Source organism: Nonlabens sp., from assembly GCF_018401815.1.
Taxonomy (GTDB): domain Bacteria; phylum Bacteroidota; class Bacteroidia; order Flavobacteriales; family Flavobacteriaceae; genus Nonlabens.
This window is the reverse complement of the sequence record NZ_JAGYKG010000002.1, coordinates 245952-267085: the sequence shown is the minus strand read 5'-3', so window position 1 is coordinate 267085 and position 21134 is coordinate 245952. Positions and strand designations below refer to the sequence as shown.

16 protein-coding genes and 1 tRNA gene are annotated in these 21134 nt (G+C 38.3%); 3 read left to right on the top strand and 14 right to left on the bottom strand.

Features of this window, described 5'->3' with window-relative positions:
- Positions 1 to 66: 66 nt before the first annotated feature.
- Positions 67 to 143, top strand: a tRNA-Arg gene (locus KG732_RS05510).
- Positions 144 to 426: 283 nt separating this feature from the next.
- On the opposite strand, the gene KG732_RS05505 is transcribed toward KG732_RS05510, so the two are convergent.
- Positions 427 to 726, bottom strand: a complete 300-nt coding sequence (locus KG732_RS05505; protein WP_213521463.1) for a TM2 domain-containing protein — start codon at positions 724 to 726, stop codon at positions 427 to 429.
- A 393-nt stretch (positions 727 to 1119) separates the two neighbouring features.
- On the opposite strand from KG732_RS05505, the gene KG732_RS05500 reads away from it, so the two are divergent.
- A complete protein-coding gene (locus tag KG732_RS05500) occupies positions 1120 to 2163 on the top strand; it encodes a glycosyltransferase family 9 protein (RefSeq protein ID WP_213521462.1) in 1044 nt (347 codons plus the stop codon).
- A gap of 107 nt (positions 2164 to 2270) precedes the next feature.
- On the opposite strand, the gene KG732_RS05495 is transcribed toward KG732_RS05500, so the two are convergent.
- Both KG732_RS05495 and KG732_RS05490 read right to left on the bottom strand, forming a co-directional pair.
- Positions 2271 to 3230 (bottom strand): sodium-dependent bicarbonate transport family permease, encoded by a 960-nt coding sequence (locus KG732_RS05495; RefSeq protein ID WP_213521461.1) that lies wholly within the window; start codon positions 3228 to 3230, stop codon positions 2271 to 2273.
- Between the two features lie 24 nt (positions 3231 to 3254).
- Positions 3255 to 3548 (bottom strand): hypothetical protein, encoded by a 294-nt coding sequence (locus KG732_RS05490; protein ID WP_213521460.1) that lies wholly within the window; start codon positions 3546 to 3548, stop codon positions 3255 to 3257.
- Positions 3549 to 3916: 368 nt separating this feature from the next.
- Here KG732_RS05490 and KG732_RS05485 point away from each other — a divergent pair, with 368 nt between their 5' ends.
- The gene (locus KG732_RS05485; RefSeq protein WP_213521459.1) at positions 3917 to 4840 is read left to right on the top strand and encodes a LysR family transcriptional regulator; all 924 of its coding nucleotides are present in this window, start codon (positions 3917 to 3919) and stop codon (positions 4838 to 4840) included.
- A gap of 134 nt (positions 4841 to 4974) precedes the next feature.
- Here the strand turns inward: KG732_RS05485 and KG732_RS05480 are convergent, their stop codons facing one another.
- The 11 genes from KG732_RS05480 to KG732_RS05430 all read right to left on the bottom strand — a co-directional run bounded on the left by KG732_RS05480 (position 4975) and on the right by KG732_RS05430 (position 21133).
- Positions 4975 to 7377: a glycoside hydrolase family 31 protein gene (locus tag KG732_RS05480; RefSeq protein ID WP_213521458.1), complete on the bottom strand. Its 2403-nt coding sequence runs from the start codon at positions 7375 to 7377 to the stop codon at positions 4975 to 4977.
- A gap of 378 nt (positions 7378 to 7755) precedes the next feature.
- Positions 7756 to 9657 (bottom strand): 1,4-alpha-glucan branching protein GlgB, encoded by a 1902-nt coding sequence (gene glgB / locus KG732_RS05475; protein ID WP_213521457.1) that lies wholly within the window; start codon positions 9655 to 9657, stop codon positions 7756 to 7758.
- Positions 9658 to 9660: 3 nt separating this feature from the next.
- Positions 9661 to 10926 carry a glucose-1-phosphate adenylyltransferase gene (locus tag KG732_RS05470; protein WP_213521456.1) on the bottom strand — a complete coding sequence of 422 codons (1266 nt, stop codon included), beginning with the start codon at positions 10924 to 10926 and terminating at the stop codon, positions 9661 to 9663.
- Between the two features lie 2 nt (positions 10927 to 10928).
- Positions 10929 to 12335 carry a glycogen synthase gene (locus KG732_RS05465; protein ID WP_213521455.1) on the bottom strand — a complete coding sequence of 469 codons (1407 nt, stop codon included), beginning with the start codon at positions 12333 to 12335 and terminating at the stop codon, positions 10929 to 10931.
- A gap of 466 nt (positions 12336 to 12801) precedes the next feature.
- On the bottom strand, positions 12802 to 13248 hold the full coding sequence (locus tag KG732_RS05460; protein ID WP_213521454.1) for a GatB/YqeY domain-containing protein: 447 nt from the start codon (positions 13246 to 13248) through the stop codon (positions 12802 to 12804).
- 162 nt (positions 13249 to 13410) lie between these two features.
- On the bottom strand, positions 13411 to 15369 hold the full coding sequence (ftsZ, locus tag KG732_RS05455) for a cell division protein FtsZ (RefSeq protein WP_213521453.1): 1959 nt from the start codon (positions 15367 to 15369) through the stop codon (positions 13411 to 13413).
- Between the two features lie 86 nt (positions 15370 to 15455).
- Positions 15456 to 16787: a cell division protein FtsA gene (gene ftsA, locus KG732_RS05450; protein ID WP_213521452.1), complete on the bottom strand. Its 1332-nt coding sequence runs from the start codon at positions 16785 to 16787 to the stop codon at positions 15456 to 15458.
- A 4-nt stretch (positions 16788 to 16791) separates the two neighbouring features.
- Positions 16792 to 17508 carry a cell division protein FtsQ/DivIB gene (locus tag KG732_RS05445; protein ID WP_292891500.1) on the bottom strand — a complete coding sequence of 239 codons (717 nt, stop codon included), beginning with the start codon at positions 17506 to 17508 and terminating at the stop codon, positions 16792 to 16794.
- Complete coding sequence (murC, locus tag KG732_RS05440) at positions 17501 to 18862, bottom strand: UDP-N-acetylmuramate--L-alanine ligase (RefSeq protein WP_213521451.1); 1362 nt, start codon at positions 18860 to 18862, stop codon at positions 17501 to 17503. Before murC ends, KG732_RS05445 begins: the two co-directional genes overlap by 8 nt.
- A complete protein-coding gene (murG, locus tag KG732_RS05435) occupies positions 18859 to 19944 on the bottom strand; it encodes an undecaprenyldiphospho-muramoylpentapeptide beta-N-acetylglucosaminyltransferase (RefSeq protein ID WP_213521450.1) in 1086 nt (361 codons plus the stop codon). The genes murC and murG overlap by 4 nt, the downstream gene beginning before the upstream one ends.
- Positions 19931 to 21133 carry an FtsW/RodA/SpoVE family cell cycle protein gene (locus tag KG732_RS05430; RefSeq protein ID WP_213521449.1) on the bottom strand — a complete coding sequence of 401 codons (1203 nt, stop codon included), beginning with the start codon at positions 21131 to 21133 and terminating at the stop codon, positions 19931 to 19933. The genes murG and KG732_RS05430 overlap by 14 nt, the downstream gene beginning before the upstream one ends.
- Between the last annotated feature and the right edge of the window lies 1 nt (position 21134).

Below are 21134 nucleotides of genomic sequence, written 5' to 3'. Positions count from 1 at the left end.
TTTTAATATTAAAAGTGTTTTTTATGGGGAAAAGAAACAAGAGGCAGCTATATTTGCATAAGAATCGGCTACGTAGCTCAGCTGAATAGAGCACTGGATTTCGGCTCCAGCGGTCACAGGTTTGAATCCTGTCGTAGTCACCATCACTCACAACTGCGTTGTGGATTTAAACATAAGAACCTTGACAAGCTCGCTTGATCAAGGTTTGTTGTTTTAAGACACCAGACTTGCAAAGGCTGGCAGTTGTATTTGCAAAAGGGACTTCACTCAGGATCAATAAAGTTCATCCTGTCGTAGTCACCATCACTCACAACTGCTTTATGAGGCACAACATAAAACCCTTGACGAGCTCGCTTGTCAAGGGTTTTATGTTGTAAAATACAAAGATGATCATTAAATATTCCCCATTTACAACTATTGGTCGTCCTATTTTTTATTGCCATTAGCGGCAGCTATCATTGCGATATTTTTAGCGTGCTGGTCATCGTTCTCTTTTTTTTCAATTACTTCAATTTGTCGGAAAATTTCAGCGTTGAAGTTGTTAACTTTTCCTGACATTGTGAATAGGTCAATTAATGTCCAGATTCCAAAACCACCGAGTGTAAACCAATACAAAAGTTGTATTCCCCATTTTCCTAGATAAGCATAGTGTGCTCCTAATAAAAACAAAAAGAGGTATGCGGTTCCTGTTGATTTTACTTTCGATTGTAAATAATGTTTGCTCATTACGTCATCATTTAATTAGCGCCTACTTCAGTTGTTATGGACTTGTTCAGCATATTCCGTCCTTTTGTGTTGATGTTTTTGTTTTTCTTGTAGCCATAGCACCTGGTATCAGCCTTTACCACACCGAGCACAAAATTTAGACCCTATAGACACGTATTTTATACGAATTTTCTTACATAATGATCTGGTTCAAAAGTAAGTGTTCGAAACTTAGTAAACGTATGGGAATCCGTAAAGACTGCTTATTTTTAAAAAAACCTCGCTTTCGCGAAAGCGAGTTAGGGCGTATAGTGAGATCTCAATTGTTTTACCGCCTTTAAACCTCTCAACATTATCTTAGATAGTGTCTAATAATACTGTTAAATTTACAACATTAGAAAATTGTAGTAACCCATGAAAGTCCCCAAGACAATAGATAGGTTGAGAAGAAACTTATTTCGATCCATTACTCGACAAATAGGCAGCAAAACAAAGAAACAAGATCTCAGCAACATAGATCTGAATAAAATCAAAAAGGTATTGATCATACGTCCCAACCATAGATTGGGAAACCTTTTACTCACAACTCCACTTGTTCAAGAAATCACTACTACCTTTCCCAATGCTACTATTGATTTTTTAGCCAAAGGAACTCTAGCCCCAATTGTTTTTAAAAACTACGAGAACCTAACTAATTTTATACTTCTTCACAAAAGGCCTTTTGACAATATTTTAAGTTACGTGTCTATCTGGTTAAACATGCCATTTCAGAAATATGACCTGATCATCAATACCGTTAAATGTTCTTCATCAGGTAAATTACTCACTAAAATTACTCGTGCTCGTTATAAGATTTATGAATATAAGGAAGATGAAAACACAACGTCCCAAACTATACATCATGCAAAAGAAGCTGTTATCGCTATGCGTACTGCACTGTATGGATCTGGACATGCCAAGGTGACTCGAGCGGTGCCTATGTTAGATATTAAATGCAGCCATAAAGAGCTAAGAAAAGGTAAGGATATTTTAGAGTCTTTAATGGGACCAACTCAAAACATCATCGCTATTTTCACATTTGCTACAGGCGATAAGTGTTATTCTAAAAAATGGTGGGCTACATTTTATCAGCACTTATTAATTACGTTTCCTGATCATCAAATTGTAGAAATTTTACCTTACGAAAATGTTTCTCAAATTGATTTTAGAGCTACTTCTTTTTACAGCAAAGACATCAATGAGATGGCTTCAGTGATGGCTTCTTGCAAGATCTTTATAGGTGCCGATAGCGGTATTATGCACCTTGCTTGTGCCTCTGGCGTGCCTACATTGGGACTGTTTAGTGGCCGAATGGAACAATTTCGTCCCTATGGGAAAAAGAATAATGCGGTAGATGTTTCTTCAACAAGTATGGACTACTGGACAGAAAAAATTAAAGGCATTCTAAGCCCAACTTAAAAATCACCTCAAAGAGGTTGAAAAGGAAGGGTGTAACAAGGACTCCAAACCAAAAGTAACCGTAGAAAAAACAGGTTTAAAATCTCATCCAAAAAGCCGTATGCCCCTTACTGTATCAGGTACAAGTACAACGGAAGTCCAATGGTAATGTTTAAAGGGAATGTTATAGCCAACGCCATGGGTAGGTAAAGGCTGGGGTTAGCCTTAGGGGCGGCAATTCTCATCGCTGCAGGAACCGCAATATAAGAGGCACTAGCTGCCAAAATAGATATGAGCAATCGGTCTCCTGTTTCGCTTATCAAATAACCAGATAGAAGCGCTACTGCACAGCCATTTACTAGAGGTACGAGAATAGAAAAAACTAATGCAAACCATCCTTTCTTAATAAGGACTCCTATTTTCTTACCACTAGTGATTCCCATATCCAATAAAAACACAGCTAGAAACCCCTTAAAAAGATCAGTGGTAAAGGGTTCTATACCCGCGGCTTGTGCATCGCTAGCAATATAACCAATGAGCAAACTTCCTAAAATTAAAAGCACACTACCATTTGTTAGCGCATGTCTAACAAGGCCAAGTATTTTACTCCTAGAACGTTCTTCTTTTTTAGAACAAAAGCTCATTAATAACACCCCAACAATTATCGAAGGTGCTTCCATTAAGGCCATAACGGCAACCATATGCCCACCAAATGGTATGCCCTCCATTTCTAAGTAACTTATAGCGGTAACAAAGGTCACCGCGCTTACAGATCCGTAAGCAGCGGCAATGGCCCCTGCATTCTCGATAGAAAATTTAAGCCTGAGAATAAAAAACGTATATAACGGAACAATGATCGCTAATCCAATTCCCATAAAAACAGCCCAATAAATATCAGCTGTAAATACACTGTGAGCAAGCTCTTGACCCCCCTTAAAACCAATGGCAAATAATAAATAAAGAGATATGAACTTTGAAGAATTTTTAGGAATCTCAAGATCACTTTTGACTTGGGAAGCAAATAAACCTAAAATAAAAAATAGCAGCGCGGGGTTTGACAAATTGTCTGTCAAGAGATGTAAATCCATAAAAAATATTTGGGATGGTATTAATTAGTCAATAACCTCTATTTCAAGAATTCCGTTAATTTTGATCTTCTTACCCGTCAATCGAGCCTCACGACATAGCTGCTTCAGTTCCTTTCTGTCGGCAGTTAGCTCGATAACACGACTGTCATCATAACCCGTGTCACTGTTAATGTTGCCTTCAGATAAGGAAAGCCGGTGTAATTTGTGAAAATTAATTTTTTCTTCTATTAGATTACTTACAATATCTGAGGCTTCTGAGGCTGTGAATACGCCGTCTACCAGCTGTACTTTATTTATAACTTCCTTAATGGTTTTCATTTTAAATTAATTTTTGTTGTTATTTTAGATAACATACCAATGAAAAGAATCAAAAGAACTATGCCTATGGGCAATAGCAAATAAGATAACATGGAGTGACCTTGAATTAAACAGACGGCAGTCACCACAATATATGCACTACTCAAAATAACTATACCCAGATACCTCATAACTTGAGTGATGGGGTACAAATAGATAGTTGCCAACCGGTTAAATGAATCGTCAGTTGTTAAAGAGCTTTCTGAAGTATCTTTTGAATTAATTTGATGCGACATGTGTTGTCTTTTTAATTAGTGACACTGCAAATATGCAAACATACACTCATTAATTTTTATTTATATTTGTAATGAAGTTCATAAGAATTAATTATGCATTATACCTTACATCAGCTACAGATATTTCTTCAAATTGTAGAAAAACGGAGTATTACCAAAGCTTCTGAGGCTTTGTTTCTTACCCAGCCAGCAGTTTCTATTCAACTCAAAAAGTTTCAAGATCAGTTTCCTATTCCTTTAACAGAGGTGATCGGACGCCAGCTTTATGTGACTGATTTCGGTAAAGAGATTGCCGATGTTGCCTTACGTATTCTCGAAGAAGTACAAGTTATCGATTATAAGACCAATCAATATCAAGGCAAACTAGCGGGTAAACTAAAACTATCTATTGTTTCCACCGGAAAATACGTAATGCCTTACTTTCTTTCTGGATTTTTAAACCAACATACAAGCGTAGAATTCTCTATGGATGTGACTAATAAAAAAAATGTCATTCATGATCTAGAAGAGAATAAAGTAGATTTTGCTTTAGTATCTGTATTGCCTGATCATCTTGATCTAGATACTTTGCCTCTGATGAAAAACGAATTATACCTTGTCGGCAGCTCTGATAGGGAAAAAAACAGGAAAGGAAAAAAAGAGTTGATTTTTTCAGAAGAGCCTTTGTTGTATAGAGAGCAGGGATCTGCCACTAGGAATGCCATGGAAAATTTTATTCAAGGGAAAAATCTGCTTGCCAACAAAAAAATAGAATTAACTTCTAATGAAGCTCTCAAGCAGGCAGTAATTGCTGGTATAGGTTATTCTATCATGCCTATGATTGGCATTAGAAATGCTGTAGAAAAAGGGGATATCAGCGTTATTCCTTACAAAGGACTGCCCATACAAACACAATGGAACCTCATCTGGTTAAAGAAGAAAAAACTATCCCCAGCCGCGATTGCCTTTAAAGAATACCTCTTAAAGAATAAAGATCATATTACCTCAAAATATTTTGATTGGGTGGTATCCGATTAAATAAAATAATATCAGGTCATTTAGAAATGTTGTTCCGCTTTCGCGAAAGCGGAACAACAAAAATACCGAACAAAAATAGTTGTAAAATAACAGAAACTTCTGTATATCTGTTCTGCTATTAAGACTAGGGAATGTTAATTCCCTACAATATGCAACTCTCCAAAATTCTTATCCACATATAGGGTTTGAGTTTTTGGATCGTATTTCAATTCTTTAAATGAAACTTTTACATTATCTACTTCAATATAGTTAATTTCAAATGGTAATCCTATAAAGTTAAACCGCAGGGTTTCATATTCTGTTGCATACTTTCCGTCTTTATATTGAGAGATGATGACTTCCTTTTCCTTGCCTTTAAAACTTAGATTTCTAAGACTAAAACGGCCTTTTTTGTAATCATAACCATCTGCTGCATCTTCATAAACAATAGACTTTTCTGTGCCTATGGTATAATACACGTCTAAAGTTAAAAAATCTATTTTCTTCTCACCAACATACTGCATAACTGGATATCTCGGAATAATGGAGCCTGTTTTAACAAATAAAGGAATCTCATCGATATCGGCATCCACCCAGGCCTCTTTTCCACCAGTAATCGTTTCACGAGTCCAAAAGTTGCACCATTCTCCTCGAGGTATGTACATTCTGCGACCTTTTGCATTAGGCTCTAATATGGGGCAAACCAGGATTTGATTTCCGAAAATAAATTCGTCATTTCTATAGTGTGTTTGTGCATCCTCTTGATCATATAATACCAGAGATTTCAACATCGGAGTTCCTTCTTCGGCATATTGCCAAAAGGCCGTGTAAAGGTATGGAAGTAACTTATAGCGCAGTTCAATAAATTTTCTAGTGATATTTGTCACGTCTTCATCAAATGTCCACGGTTCTTGATCTCCGTGATCACCACTAGAATGCACACGACAAAAAGGGTGAAAAACACCAAGTGCTATCCACCTAACAAAAAGCTCCCCTGTAGGCTGCTCTGCAAAACCACCTATATCAGATCCTGTAAAAGACATTCCTGATAGCGCCATGCGTTGTGCTTGAAGATTTGCGATGCTTAAATGTTCCCAAGTGGCTACGTTATCACCAAACCAGCTGGAAGTGTAACGCTGTGTTCCTGAATAAGCCGATCTTGTAATCACAAACGGACGTTTAGGATATATATATTTTTTAACGCCTTCATAAGTCGCACGAGCCATTTGCGCACCATAGACATTGTGGGCTTTTCTGTGAGAGCAAGGATGCCCATCAAAATCATGACGCACATCATTTGGGAAGGTCTTATTAGGAACTTCCATCACTGCCGGCTCATTCATATCATTCCAGATTCCGGCAAGTCCATTATCTGCAATCAGCCCTTTGAATAAATCTGCCCACCAAGTTCTTACTTTAGGGTTGGTATAATCTGGAAAATAACATTCTCCAGGCCACACCTTTCCTTTCATATAAGGACCATCAGCACGTTTACAGAAGTAATCGTTTTCCATAGCTTCTTTATAGACATAATAGTCTGGGTCCACCTTGATTCCTGGATCTATAATCGCGATGGTCTTAAACCCATCTTCTCTTAGGTCGCTAATCATCTTTGTAGGGTTAGGAAACTTCTCCTTATCCCAAGTAAAACAGCGGAAGCCGTCCATATAGTCAATATCCAAATAAATCGCATCACAAGGAATTTGTAACTCTCGAAATTTTGAAGTGATTTCCCTTACATTGCTTTCTGGATAGTAACTCCATTTACACTGGTGGAAACCAAGCGCCCACAAAGGAGGCAATTCTGGTTTACCGGTAAGCTCAGTATAACCACTAACTACGCTATTCAAGTCTGGGCCATAAATAAAATAATAATCCATAGTTCCCCCTTGTGCCCAGAAGCTGGTGACATGATGCCGCTCTTGTGCAAAATCAAAGAAGGATCTGAAGGTATTGTCAAAGAAAATCCCGTAGGCAATTTTGTTTTGAAGCCCTATGTAAAAAGGGATGTTCTTATAGAGTGGGTCGGTGTGTTTACCAAAAGCATACTGATCTGTCCCCCACATTTCAAACCTTTTGGCACGCAAATTATTATCTGCTGGCTTATCGCCAAGACCGTAATAACTCTCACCAGGTTGTGCTTTTTTGGACATCTTAACTACCTCACCGCCATACTCATAACTCTCCTCATAGTGAAAGCCTAATTCATCTTCACAAATAATTTTTCCGGTCAAATCAAAAATGCGCGATTTTAAATCTGCTTTTGCAATATGACAAACGATCTTTGAAGTAATAATTTCGTAATAATTATTTTTTTCAACAACACTTAACTTATTATACCCTCTATTACTAGTGGCCTCAACTGCATATGAAAAATCCTTTTCAAGTTTTCCACCCGTTCCATATTTAAAACGTATCAAGCTGTCCCGAAAGATTTGTACCCGCAAGATCACCCCATTATCGGCATAAAAGGTCAAGGTATCTACGACATGATCAAAAGAGGTTAATTTACCTGGAAACACATTGCCTTGACTGTATAATTCTGTATTTGTAATCATAAAATGATGAAATTCAATATTTTAAGGATAATCTTTAACTCCTACTCCTAAAATCTAAATTATGAAAAATATTGATGAATCAGGTTGTTAAATAGCAGATAGTTACTCCCGCTTAGTCCTTGTGGATTTGACAAAATAAGGACTTAGAATTATGAGATTCACAACAATCGATAATATCCATCATTCAAAATTGAAATTTGCATAAGGCTTTTGCTTACGAACCAAGGTTATAAGGCGGTTTCCCTATAAAAATATACTCCATCAACATAAAAGACTGCTTAAAAGCAGGTCAAAGCGATGTAATTGACTTCTCGAACCGCATTCAAGGAAAAGGAAAAAATGAAGTGCTATGGGCAGTCCTCTTGACATATGGCACCCTTATGAGATTCCATAAACCAAAACTCCTAAAGGCGGCAATTGCAACGCGACAGATTGCTTTCTATTTTGCCACTCTTTTTCTTGAGGAGTAAGGGACTTTTTAACTTTAAAGTTGGAGCCACCATATTTAGAATCATCACTATTAAACAGCAATTTATACTTCTTATTAGTAGGTAATCCTATGCGGTAATGATCTCTTGCCACGGGGGTCATATGACATACCACAACAAGATGAGATTTTCGCCCTTTCCTGATATAACTGATCACAGAATTTTGGTGATCTTCATAAGAAATCCATTCAAAGCCGTCGCTACTAAATTGCTTCTCGTACAAGGCCTTTTCATTTTTATAAAGTTGGTTCAAGTCTTTCACCAGTTCTTGAATACCTTGATGAGGTGCGTATTGAGTCAGGTGCCAATCGAGGCTTCTGTTAAAATCCCATTCCTCATGTTGTCCAAATTCAGATCCCATCATCATCAATTTAGCTCCTGGATGCGTGAACATATAAGAAAATAGCACCCTCAGATTTGCAAATTTCTGCCATTCGTCTCCTGGCATTCTTCCCAGTATAGTGCTTTTACCGTAAACCACTTCGTCATGAGATAAGGGCAACATAAAATTCTCTGTAAAGGCATAGGTCATCGAGAAGGTCAAGTCGTCTTGATGATGACACCGGTAAATAGGTTCTTTTTTGAAATACTCCAATGTATCGTGCATCCATCCCATCATCCATTTCATCCCAAAACCCAGTCCTCCTTCTGAAGTAGGCGTGCTTACCATAGGAAAACTCGTGCTTTCCTCAGCAATAGTTTGAGTATCTGGATAATTAAGATAAACAGCTTCGTTCATTTCTTTTAGAAAGGCAATAGCCTCAAGATTTTCTCTTCCGCCGTAACCATTGGGTTCCCACTCTCCTTCTTCTCTGGAGTAATCTAAAAACAGCATACTGGCAACCGCATCCACTCTCAATCCATCAATATGATAGTGATCCAGCCAAAAAAGTGCATTAGAAATCAGAAAGCTTTTTACTTCATTGCGGCCATAATTAAAGATCAAGGATTTCCAGTCGGGATGGTAGCCTCTTTTTTTATCAGGATGCTCGTACAAATGTGTCCCGTCAAAATAACCTAAGCCATGTGCATCTTCAGGAAAATGTGAAGGCACCCAGTCTAATATAACTCCCAGACCTGCATTGTGACAAGCGTTGACCAGCTCTTGGAATTCTTCTGGATAACCAAATCTTGCTGTAGGGGCAAAATAGCCGGTGATTTGATAGCCCCAAGAAGGATCGTAAGGGAACTCCATGACTGGCATGAACTCGATATGAGTGAATTGCATCTCTTTCGCGTAAGCTACCAAATCCAACGACAGCTCGTGGTAACTCAAACTCCTATCTTCCTCTATCTTGCGTTTCCAACTGCCTAAATGAACCTCATATACCGAGATGGGGGCATCAAGCGCGTTGTTTTTCTTGCGCGACTTCATCCATTTATGATCATTCCATTTGGGTTGGTAATCATATACCACACTAGCCGTACGAGGTGGATGTTCATAACGACGTGCGTAGGGATCGGCCTTTTCTGTTACCCTATCGTTATGTGAAGAGTGTATTTTATATTTATAGGTCGCACCGTGTTTTACTCCCGCAATAAAACCTTCCCAAATACCACTACTGTCCCACCTGACAAAGAGTTGGTGTTCATTTTCTGTCCAAAAATTAAAGTCTCCAATCACAGAAACACTTTTGGCACTAGGTGCCCAAACCGCAAAATAAGTTCCTTCTACTCCACCAAGTGTTATGACGTGAGAACCAAATTTCTCATACAATCGATAATGCTTACCGCTTTTGAACAAATCGATGTCAAAATCTGTAAAACGACTGTGTGCTCTTACCTCAACCATGATTTAAAGTGAAAATCCTTGAGGAATAACGGCGTCTTTTTTGATCACTACAATACCATCTTTTACGACAAAATACTCAGTTTCTTGATCTTTTAAATGCGACCCTCCATTGATTTTTACGTCATCTCCGATACGTACATTTTTATCAATAATCGTGTTTTTAATATAACATCGGTCTCCAATTCCAGCGAGAATTTTAATATGTGATTTTTCAATTTTTTCTAAGGATTCATATTCATCATTACCCATCATGTAGGTATTGATTACTGTAGAGTCTTTTCCTATTCTAGAGCGTATTCCTATAACTGAACGTTCAATTTTGGCTGCTTGAATAATACAACCCTCGGCAATAACCGCCTTTTGTAAATGAGTGTCTGATATTTTTGAAGTAGGCAGCAATCGGGCATTGGTAAAAATACGTTGTTTGTCGTCATAAAGATTGAACTCTGGAATATCGTCAGTAAGACCTAAGTTAGCTTCAAAAAACGACTCTATATTTCCTATATCTGTCCAGTATCCTTCAAATTGATAGCTTAGTATTTTATGTTTCCCAATAGCTTGAGGTATGATTTCTTTACCAAAATCAATAGTACTTGTATCGTTCATAAGCGCTATTAATAGGTCTTTATTAAAAATATAGATCCCCATGCTGGCCAAGTAATTTTTACCCTGCTTTTTCATTTCATCACTTACCTGACTGGTCCAATCTGGCAATAAACTTGCTGTTGGTTTTTCAATAAATGAAGTAATGTTGTTGTCCTGATTTGTTTTAAGAATACCAAAAGAAGGTGCGTCCTTCTCATTTACAGGAATGGTCGCAAGAGATATGTCTACACCTCCATCTATATGAGCCTGGAGCATTTCATTAAAATCCATTTGATACAATTGATCCCCGGATAGAATTAACACATATTCAAAATTGTGTCTTAAAACATGGTGCATGCTTTGTCTAACGGCATCGGCAGTACCCTGAAACCAGCCTTTGTTATCTGGAGTTTGCTCAGCAGCAAGAACATCGACAAATGCCGAACTAAAGAAACTAAAATGGTAGGTATTCTTAATATGTCTGTTTAATGAAGCAGAATTAAATTGTGTCAATACATACATTCTCTTCAAACCAGAATTGATGCAATTAGAAATGGGGATATCAACCAATCGGTATTTCCCAGCTATATTTACTGCAGGCTTACTTCTTGTTTCAGTTAGTGGATAAAGTCTGGTTCCTTGCCCTCCACCTAATATGATACTTAAAACTTTGTCATTCATCATAATCAGTAGGTTAATGAGTTATAGAGTTGTATATAGATTTTCGCAGATCGATCCCAAGAATGGTCTATGTTCATGATCTGTTTTCTTAATTTCTTAATTGTTAGCTGATCTTTATAAAGAGAGGTAGCTCTTTTTACAGAGGATACAATTTGCTCCACCGTCGTATCCTCGTGCATCAGTCCAAAACCGCCATCTCCTATGTCCACTATCGTATCTTTTAAACCACCTACAGCACTAACAATGGGAATGGTTCCATACCTTAAGGAATACATCTGGTTGAGGCCACAAGGCTCAACTCGAGAAGGCATAAGTAAAAAATCTGCTCCTGCATAGGCGATGTGTGCTAGTTTTTCATCATAACCTATATAGGAGTTGTATTGGCCCTCAAATTTTTCATTTAAGGCCTTTAATTGTTCTTCCGTTTTAGGATCTCCAGAACCTAATAACAAAATGGAACTATTTTTATGATTCAAGACTTGATCAAAGACTTCTGGAAAGAGATCAGAGCCCTTCTCATAAACCAGCCTACCTATAAAGACAAATAAGGGTTGATTCATATCTAGGTGATAAGTATCACATAACCATTTCTTATTGGCCTTTTTTCCACGTGTATAGGTGGTTACTGAATAGTTCTTTATAAGATAAGAATCGGTGGCCGTATCCCAAACTTGTGTATCTATACCATTGAGAATGCCTACACATTTGGCAGACTCATGACTTAGTAAACCTTCGAGGCCATTGGCGTGGTGTTTTAGTTCTTCCATATAACTAGGAGAAACGGTGTTCACACGCCAGGCACATTTAATACCACATGCTAGTGGGTTGATATAGCCATCCCAATCTAACAATCCGGTGTGCTCAGGTTGAAATGCAGGGATCCATCCTATATGTTCGTGAGAAAAGCCTCCTTGATACTGCGCATTGTGAATGCTCAAGACCGAAGCGATGTTTTTAAACAACTTAAAATCATAACAATAGTACATCATAAAAGGAATTAGTCCCGTATGATGATCGTGGCAATGAATCACATCTGGCAGACTCTTTTGTGTGCCTAACCATTGCAACGCAGCAATTTGAAAGGCAGTAAATCTTTTGGAATCATCAACAGAATATACATAGTCCTTAAAAAGCAATGATGGAATATCAATTAAGTAAAGCGGAAAACCCAAGTCTGTACCAACAAGCTCGAGCACATGGAAATCATACGTCTGTTGTGCCAATTTAACCACCCCTTTTCCTTTATTAATAAAAGAGTTGGTTCTTGTATAAGCTAAGTCATAAAAAGGCATGATGACACTCGTATTTTCACCTTGAACATTTTGAAATTTAGGCAGTGCTCCCACGACATCCGCAAGCCCACCTACTTTGGCTACTGGATAACACTCGGCACTGATATGAATAATATTCATAAATAGATGAATTTGTTTGCGCTATAAAAATTAAATCATTTTCCCTTACAATACCTTACATTACAATAAAAGTGTCCCGCAGGCAAATTTACTTGATGATCTATGTTACCCTTGTTAGGGTTCTCCAAATATTGATTAATCATCTTTTTCAAAACTGAAGTTTGATCAACAGTCATTACCTCTCTTTGCTTTTCCTGATTGCTTAAATAACTTTGAATAAGTAAGACTCTCAGAATACACCAAGTCGTCAAAATATCACGACTTTCTGCTTAAAGATGGCACTTAAATATACATTATATTTTTAGAAACCGTGTTTTTTTTATGGAGCTATTGCTAAAGAATACGTCAGCAACAATCTTACATAGAGCCACTTTAGACATCATTAAACCTAATTATGACCTTATTGGTGCTAAATAAAATGGCTGCAATCTTAGTGCAGCCATCTGAAATTGAACGAGTGATCGGCTTAGGTAAGTTGCGCTTTAACAGCAGCACTGATACTTCTCCCATCTGCTTTTCCTGCTAGTTCTTTATTTGCCATTCCCATGACTTTACCCATATCTTTCATGCCTAAAGCGCCTGTGTTAGCAATAATAGCAGTTACTGCTTTTGTTATTTCTTCTTCACTCATCTGTTCTGGTAAAAACTGCTCTAATACTGCTGCTTGAGCGAGTTCTGGCTCTGAAAGGTCTTCTCTATGTTGCTCTGAGAATATACGGGCGCTATCCTTGCGTTGTTTTACTAACTTTTGAACCAGCTTAACTTCCTCTTCATCCGTCAGTTCCTCGCTAGTGCCTGATGTTTTAGCTAATAAAATCTCGCTTTTTACGGCTCTTAATGCTGCAAGCGCTGTTTGATCTTTTGCTTTCATAGCCTCTTTGATGGCAGTCATAATTTCTTTCTCTAAACTCATATTCTTATTTTTTAGGTGTTGGTAATGCTCCTTAAATGGAACTGTAGGATTATTGCGTCTGCGCACACTGATACAAAAATTAAAAATACCATTTTGTAAAACATAAAAAAACCCAGATACCATTACAGTATTTGGGCGGTTGTTATTTTATAGCCACTATCACTAGTCTACATTATCGTGTAAAAAAGAATTGTTATTAGATCGCAATTGGATCTCGTCATTCTCATTTGTAGAAAGTGTGGTTCTCGATCGATCTCTTTCTTCAGGTAATTGATCCAGTTCTACACCATGCCTTAAATAGGCTGGTTGTTTTTCTATCTCTTCTATACGGTGGGAACTTTTAAACTTAAAATTATAAGCGTGCATCTTACGCTTGCGTTCTTCTGCCCTAAGCACTAAAGCCTCATTAAGTGGCAAGTCAGTAGGATCTACCTCTTTACGCGCCTCTTGATCGATAGGTTGAGGTGTTTGCTCCACTTCTTTTATCAGGATTTTTATTTCTGGTTCGGTGCTTACTTTAACTTTAGGCTCTCGAGGTCTTGCAGCATTCAATTGATCTTCAACTTCCAAATAATCTTCTAAAGAGTACTTTTTTTCACCTTCGTCAGAAAACTCTGTTACAGGAACTACATTAATAGGATCGTTTACTTCAATATCTTCCAGATAATGGGTAGTGGTTGGGACCTCTTTTTGTTCCAATTGAGCTGATAAAGGCATGTCAAAATCTAAGAAAAACTGATCCTTTTCTTCTTCCTCTGTAATTTCTGGGGTGACCTCCTTATTAACTACCTCTTTAATGATGAATTCCTGAGCTTGATCCAAGACTTCTTCATAGATCACGTTGAGGTTTTGTATAAATTCTGTAGTAGGAATGAATACGTTTTCCTCTGCTACAGGAACCATAGTTTCCTCCACCTCTTCATCACCTAATTCATGAACGATTATTAACTGCTCGGCAGGCTCTGAAGCTTGTTCCGCTTTCGCGAAAGCGAGATGTTCTTCTACCTCTTCGTCCAGATCCATAATCAACGTTCCAGGAATTACATTGACGGAGGTTTCTTCTAAAATCGCAGTAGCACGTTGCTCCTCTTCTAGTGTATGGATAATACGCTTGGCTTCTGTATTTGATATCTCATTTTGCTGTTCTACATCAAATCCAGTGGCGATAACAGTGATGGAAATTGCGTTACCTAAGGCTTCGTCTTCTCCTACACCCATAATGATGTTTGCCACTCCGCCAGCTTCATTTTGTATGTGTTCATTTATTTCACCGATTTCATCAATAGTAATTTCTTCTGTACCAGAGACGATCAATAGCAACACGTTGGTAGCACCATCGATTTTATTATCATTCAACAAAGGAGAGTCTAATGCCTTAAGAATTCCTTCTTGAGCTCGGTTAGAGCCGGATGCTTGTGCGCTTCCCATAATAGCCGTACCGCTATTTGCGAGTACTGTTCTTGCGTCATGTAAATCAATGTTTTGGGTGTAGTGATTTGTGATCACCTCAGCAATACCTTTTGAGGCAGTAGCAAGTACCTCATCAGCTTTAGAGAATCCTGCTTTAAAACCTAAGTTTCCATAAACATCTCTCAATTTATTGTTATTGATAATGATCAGAGAGTCTACACTTTTACGGAATTTTTCTATTCCTTTTTGTGCCTGCTCATTGCGTACTTTTCCTTCAAACTGAAAAGGTGTTGTGACAATACCTACGGTAAGAATGTCCATATCGCGGGCAATTTGTGCAATTACTGGAGCAGCTCCTGTTCCAGTTCCTCCACCCATTCCAGCGGTAATGAATACCATTTTGGTATTAGAATCTAAAAGCGCTCTAACGTCTTGTATACTTTCTTGAGCTGCGCGTTCTCCTACTTCAGGATTTGCCCCAGCTCCTAAACCTTCCGTTAGGGTTACTCCTAGTTGTATTTTGTTAGGTACAGGACTGTTTTCAAGGGCTTGTGAATCTGTGTTACAGATGACAAAATCTACTCCTTTAATTCCTTGCTGGTACATGTGCTTGATGGCATTGCTACCACCTCCACCTACCCCGATGACTTTGATGACGTTTGATTTGTTTTTAGGCAAATCAAAGGCGATGCTGTTAAATTCTTCACTCATAATATGGCTACTTTATGGTTTAAGCTTTGTGGTGGTTTCACCACGATATTCTTATTTAGTGTTGCAAGCGAGTAGTCTAAACTGAATTACTCTGCTTTGTCAAGAAACTCTTTAAACTTGGTTGCCCAAGCATCAAAAATTCCCTTCTTTTTTATTTCTTCAGAAATAGTTGAAGCTTCTTCTTCTGTTTCTTCGACTTCTTCTATTGGTTGCTCTAGAACTGGTTCTTCTACTGCTTTTTCTTCATCTTGATCAAAGTGTCCTTCCAGACCTTTCATTACCAAACCTACTGCTGTTGCAAACAATGGACTGGTACTTTCTGTATCGCTATCCCCAGCGAGGTGCTCATTGGGGTAGCCTATTCTGCTAGGCATTCCTGTCACATACTCTGCTAGTTGTTTAATATGTTTTAACTGGCTACCTCCTCCAGTCAAAACTACTCCTGCAATCAATTGCTTTTTAGGCTCGTCATGACCGTAGTTTTTAATCTCTACAAAAACCGTTTCTAAAATCTCAATCACACGAGCGTGAATGATCTTACTCAAATTTTTAAGTGTGATTTCCTTAGGCTCGCGACCTCTTAATCCAGGAATGGAGACTATTTCGTTTTCTTTATTCTCACCAGGCCATGCACTACCAAATTTTGTTTTGAGCAGCTCTGCATGTTTTTCTATGATGGAACAACCTTCCTTAATGTCTTGAGTAATGATGTTTCCTCCTTGAGGAATTACGGCTGTATGGCGTATAATTCCGTCTTTAAAAATAGCAAGGTCTGTTGTTCCCCCACCTATATCAATTAAAGCAACACCAGCTTCTTTTTCTTCTTGACTCAAAACTGCATCTGCACTTGCAAGTGGCTCTAGGGTAATTGTCTTTAATTCCAGATCGGCACTTTTTACACATCTATAAATATTGCGTATGGAAGCTACCTGTCCCACAACCACATGAAAATTGGCTTCCAAACGACCTCCGTACATTCCTACAGGTTCCTTTACGTCTGACTGACCATCAATTTTATATTCTTGAGGGAGCACGTGAATAATTTCCTCTCCAGGAAGCATGACTAATTTAAAGACCTGATTACAAAGGGTTGCAATATCTTCTTGATTAATAACCACTTCACTATCTGCTCTAGTAATGTAATCACTGTGTTGCAAACTTCGTATGTGCTGTCCTGCAATCCCTACAGTCACCTCTTTTATTTTAATCCCGCTTACTGCTTCTGCCTGGCTTACCGCCTGTTGTATAGAAGTTATGGTTTGAGTAATATTGTTGACCACCCCGCGGTGTACCCCCAAACTTTTTGACCTTCCCACACCTAGAATCTCAAGTTTACCGTATTCATTTTTACGACCGATCATAGCTACAATCTTAGTAGTACCTATATCCAGCCCTACTGCATATTCTTGTTGTTCCATTTTCCTACTTTTTTATTACTACTACTTGATTGTCAAATCGCAAATCTATTGACTGGATCTCGCTCCATGCGGTATCCTTTTGCATCTTTGCAAGAAAGGCTTTGTAATTCATCATCTTATGCTCTAGTTTCTCTACTTTTCCTAACCTTACTTTAAAATCAAAAGCTCTTACCTCTAGGCTTACCTCGTCTTGTTTATCAAAGACTATTTGAGTAAAAGACGCTTTTAACAACGCATCATTTTTAATAAAATTGATCAACTCAAAAGCTTTATTCTGCACGCTCTTGCTGTACCCATAAATCAACGGAACATTAACGGTATGCTCTTTGGACAGCGGCATGATTAAATTATCTTGATCGAGATAAGCATTTGTTTGACCCATAATCCTTGCAATAGGTTTTCTAGGTTGTACAACCGCTTTTAGCAATCCATCGATAGAAACAGAAACTTCTGCATCTCTGATCATTACATTTTGAACAAGTCGCTCTTCACTCTTCTTCAAATCTAAATTTTCTATGATCAGGTTCTTAACCGTATCATTATTTTGTATCAACAATTTATTAACGTTTTTTTCAGAAATCAACGGATCGCTATAGTCTGTAAACGTGATGCTTATGTCTTTTAGTTTTCTGTTCTTATACCTACTCGACGCAAATGCGTAAAGGCTTATTACCAAGGAGATAGCCAGCAACAACTTTATGATGTTCTTTAAGTTATGCATCGCTCCATTTTTTAGTAAGTTGATTGATCTCTACCCCAATATCCCCAGCACCTAGCATCACGACAACTCTTATATGCATTTCCTTTATAAATTCTTCGAGATCTTTCTTCTCTATCACTCTAACTACCTCTGGTGCATTTTCTAAAGATGTTATTTTTTGACACAAGAGTTCTGAATGAATTCCATCAATCGGAAGTTCTCTTGCTGGATAGATCGCTAACAAGCCCACTTTATCAAACTGAGATAATGCTAGCGCAAATTCGTCCATAAAATCACGTGTTCTAGAGAATAAATGCGGTTGAAACACCACTAATTTTTTCTCTTTTGGATACATTTCTGTAATAGCTTGAAACACGGCCTTGATTTCTGCAGGGTGATGTGCATAGTCGTCTATCAATACCCTATTTGGGGTATCCATACGATACGTAAACCTGCGCTCAACTCCAGGAAAAGAGGCCAAAGCTAGCTGGAGTTTTCCTGCATCTACTCCGTATTCTAAAGCTACCGCCATAGCCATAAGTGCATTACTCAGGTTGTGCCTGCCAGGTAATTTTAAATAGCAATTTTCTAAAATACCTTTAGGGGTTTTCAAGTCAAAATGATACGCACCGTCTATAATCACTTCGTGAAGCGCTTGATAGTCCCCAGAGTCAAGCCCTATCTGAAGTCCTTTTAGATCTAAGTTTTCATTGATCAACAAGGTTTTCCCTTTTAATAAAGCCGCAAAATCATGAAAGGTCTTTTCAAAAGTCGCTGCATCCCCATAAATATCCAGATGATCTGCATCCATAGCAGTAATCCCAGCAATATCCGGATCCAATTGCATAAAAGAACGGTCAAATTCGTCTGCTTCAACAACCATAACATCTGTTCCAGAACAAATGTAATTGGTGTGGTATTCTTCTAAAATCCCCCCTAAAAATGCAGTTACTTTAATATCACTTTTGTAGAGCAAATGAGCCAGCATCGCGCTAGTAGTTGTTTTCCCATGGGTTCCAGCTATGGCTAGACAGGTCATGGTTCTAGAGATCTGACCTAGAAGTTGTGCACGTTTAATAGTGGTCACCCCGCTTTCGCGAAAGCGGACTAATTCTCCAAAGTCAACCGGTACCGCTGGGGTATAAATAACTTGTGCCGTTTGTGCGTTTTTGAATTCCTTAGGGATCATTTCAAAATGGTCTACATAATGAATAGCAATACCCTCTGCCTCTAATTTTTCAGTTAATGAAGTAGCCACCCGATCGTAGCCGGCTACTTTTTTACCTTGTTCATTTAGGTAACGAGCCAGCGCACTCATCCCTATTCCACCAATCCCGATAAAATAAAAATGTGATAGGTGTTCTAACTCTTTCATTGGAGTAATTGCTCTAATTGGTTAACAATAGATGTTGTAGCGTCTGGAAGCGCTTGCTTTTTTATGTTTTCAGAAAGTTTTTTCTGTAATTCTAGATCAGCATATAAGCCTTCCCAAATTGTGGTGAAATACTGATCAAGATCTTCTTCTTTAATCATCAAGGCAGCGTTTTGCGCTGTTATGGCTTGTGCGTTTTTAGTCTGATGATCTTCAGCCACATGAGGTGACGGAATAAAAATGACCGGCTTACCAGCTATACAAAGCTCTGAAATCGAACCAGCTCCAGCACGCGAGATGATAAAATCTGCTGCGGCGTATGCGAAATCCATTCTGTTTAAAAAGGCGTGAACTTGCACACCTTCTTGGTTTCTAGTTTGGTACTCTTCATAATAGAATTTTCCGCATTGCCAAATAATTTGCACGTCCTCCTTTAATACGTGCAATTGACTTTCAATCAATTGATTCACTCTTCTTGCTCCCAAGCTTCCACCAAGTACCAATAAGGTTTTTTTAAGGGGATCTAAATGAAAGTGAGCTATTGCTTCATCTCTTAAATGAGCACTATCCAACAAATCCTGGCGTACCGGGTTGCCTGTCAAAACGATTTTTTCTTTTGGAAAAAACTTTTCTAGACCAGTACTGGCGACACAAATTTTATGGACTCTTTTACTCAGTAATTTATTAGTGATTCCTGGATAGGAATTTTGTTCTTGAATTAAAGTTGGGATTTTCATTTGATGCGCCATAAAAAGAAGCGGCCCACTGGCAAAACCTCCTGTTCCTACAGCTACATCTGGTTGGAATTTTCCAATAATTTGGAATGCGTCATAAAGACTCTTGATCACTTGAAAAGGAAAAGCCAAATTTTTAAGAGAGAAGCTTCTTTGAATTCCACTGATCCACAAACCTTTGATTTGATACCCTGCGGCTGGTACTTTTTCCATTTCCATGCGATCCTTTGCTCCCACAAATAATATCTCACAGTCGGCCCATCTTTTCCGACATTCATTTGCAATAGCAATAGCCGGGTAGATATGTCCACCGGTTCCTCCACCTGATATGATTATTTTATATGGCTTCACTGAGTACCTCTAAAGGATTCATTTCTTCTTCAGTTACTTTTTCTTGGGCAATAGCCTCTTCACGTTTTGCACTGACGCTTAACACAATTCCTATGGCCATACAAGTCATTAATATAGCAGTACCCCCGCTGCTTATCAATGGTAAGGTTTGCCCTGTCACTGGAATTAAATTAACCGCTACCGCCATATTTGTCAATGCTTGAAAAACAATAGGGAATCCTACTCCAATAACCAATAACTGACCAAAAACCGAGCTGGCCTTGGTGGAGATGATGATCAACCGAAATAAGAAAAACAGGTATAAGGCCAGTATAAACAGACCTCCTATCATCCCAAATTCTTCTAGTATAATGGCATAAATAAAATCACTTGCCGACTGCGGTAAGACATGTTTTGTAGCACTTTTTCCTGGGCCTACTCCAGCGATATAGCCGTTTGCAATGGCTGTTTTTGCCCGTTCTACTTGATAAGTAGTGTCGGCATCTCCTTCACCACCAAATGTGGCAATACGAGATACCCAGGTATCCACACGGTTGGGGAAAACTCCGGGAAAAGCTTTTGCTGTAAGCATAAACAAGCTCAATGCTACAAAACCGATTCCTACAATCCCCAATAAATATTTAATAGGGTAGCCCCCCACAAAACAAGTCATGAGTATCATGCTAAAAATGAGGACTCCTGTAGATAAGTTAAAAGGCACAATAAGAGCTAATATGATTCCTACTGGCACCCATAATGGTATGAAAGACTGCTTAAAAGTGACCTCTTTATCTTTAATAGCTGCAAGATATTTTGCTACGTATGCCATCAATACTACAAAAGCAAAAGTGCTGGTTTGAAACTTCATACCTATTACAGGAACAGTCATCCACCTGCTCGCACTGGCACCCCCCATAACTGTGCCTTGCATTGCTGTATAAATGAGTAACAAAATGACTACTGGAAGCAGTAAAACACTCAACCCTTTAAAATAGCGGTAAGGGATCTTATGCACCGAGTATAAAATACCTAATCCAATAACTACATGACCAAAATGCTTTACCAAATACTGCGTGGTATTACCTGTTCCCTTTCCTAAATAGGCAAGATTTGCACTTGCACTATACACAGGAAGGAAGGAAAACACCAGTAAAATAATTACCAGCGCCCATAAAAAGGAATCTCCAGATATGTAGCTTTTAATTTTCAAT

Coding starts and splice junctions, on each gene's coding strand:
- KG732_RS05480 (WP_213521458.1), bottom strand. CDS start 7,377: ATGATTACAAATACAGAATTATACAGTCAAGGCAATGTGTTTCCAGGT.
- ftsA (WP_213521452.1), bottom strand. CDS start 16,787: ATGGAACAACAAGAATATGCAGTAGGGCTGGATATAGGTACTACTAAG.
- KG732_RS05485 (WP_213521459.1), top strand. CDS start 3,917: ATGCATTATACCTTACATCAGCTACAGATATTTCTTCAAATTGTAGAA.
- KG732_RS05495 (WP_213521461.1), bottom strand. CDS start 3,230: ATGGATTTACATCTCTTGACAGACAATTTGTCAAACCCCGCGCTGCTA.
- glgB (WP_213521457.1), bottom strand. CDS start 9,657: ATGGTTGAGGTAAGAGCACACAGTCGTTTTACAGATTTTGACATCGAT.
- murC (WP_213521451.1), bottom strand. CDS start 18,862: ATGAAAGAGTTAGAACACCTATCACATTTTTATTTTATCGGGATTGGT.
- KG732_RS05465 (WP_213521455.1), bottom strand. CDS start 12,335: ATGAATATTATTCATATCAGTGCCGAGTGTTATCCAGTAGCCAAAGTA.
- KG732_RS05505 (WP_213521463.1), bottom strand. CDS start 726: ATGAGCAAACATTATTTACAATCGAAAGTAAAATCAACAGGAACCGCA.
- KG732_RS05470 (WP_213521456.1), bottom strand. CDS start 10,926: ATGATGAATGACAAAGTTTTAAGTATCATATTAGGTGGAGGGCAAGGA.
- KG732_RS05490 (WP_213521460.1), bottom strand. CDS start 3,548: ATGAAAACCATTAAGGAAGTTATAAATAAAGTACAGCTGGTAGACGGC.
- KG732_RS05500 (WP_213521462.1), top strand. CDS start 1,120: ATGAAAGTCCCCAAGACAATAGATAGGTTGAGAAGAAACTTATTTCGA.
- ftsZ (WP_213521453.1), bottom strand. CDS start 15,369: ATGAGTGAAGAATTTAACAGCATCGCCTTTGATTTGCCTAAAAACAAA.
- KG732_RS05445 (WP_292891500.1), bottom strand. CDS start 17,508: ATGCATAACTTAAAGAACATCATAAAGTTGTTGCTGGCTATCTCCTTG.
- KG732_RS05460 (WP_213521454.1), bottom strand. CDS start 13,248: ATGAGTTTAGAGAAAGAAATTATGACTGCCATCAAAGAGGCTATGAAA.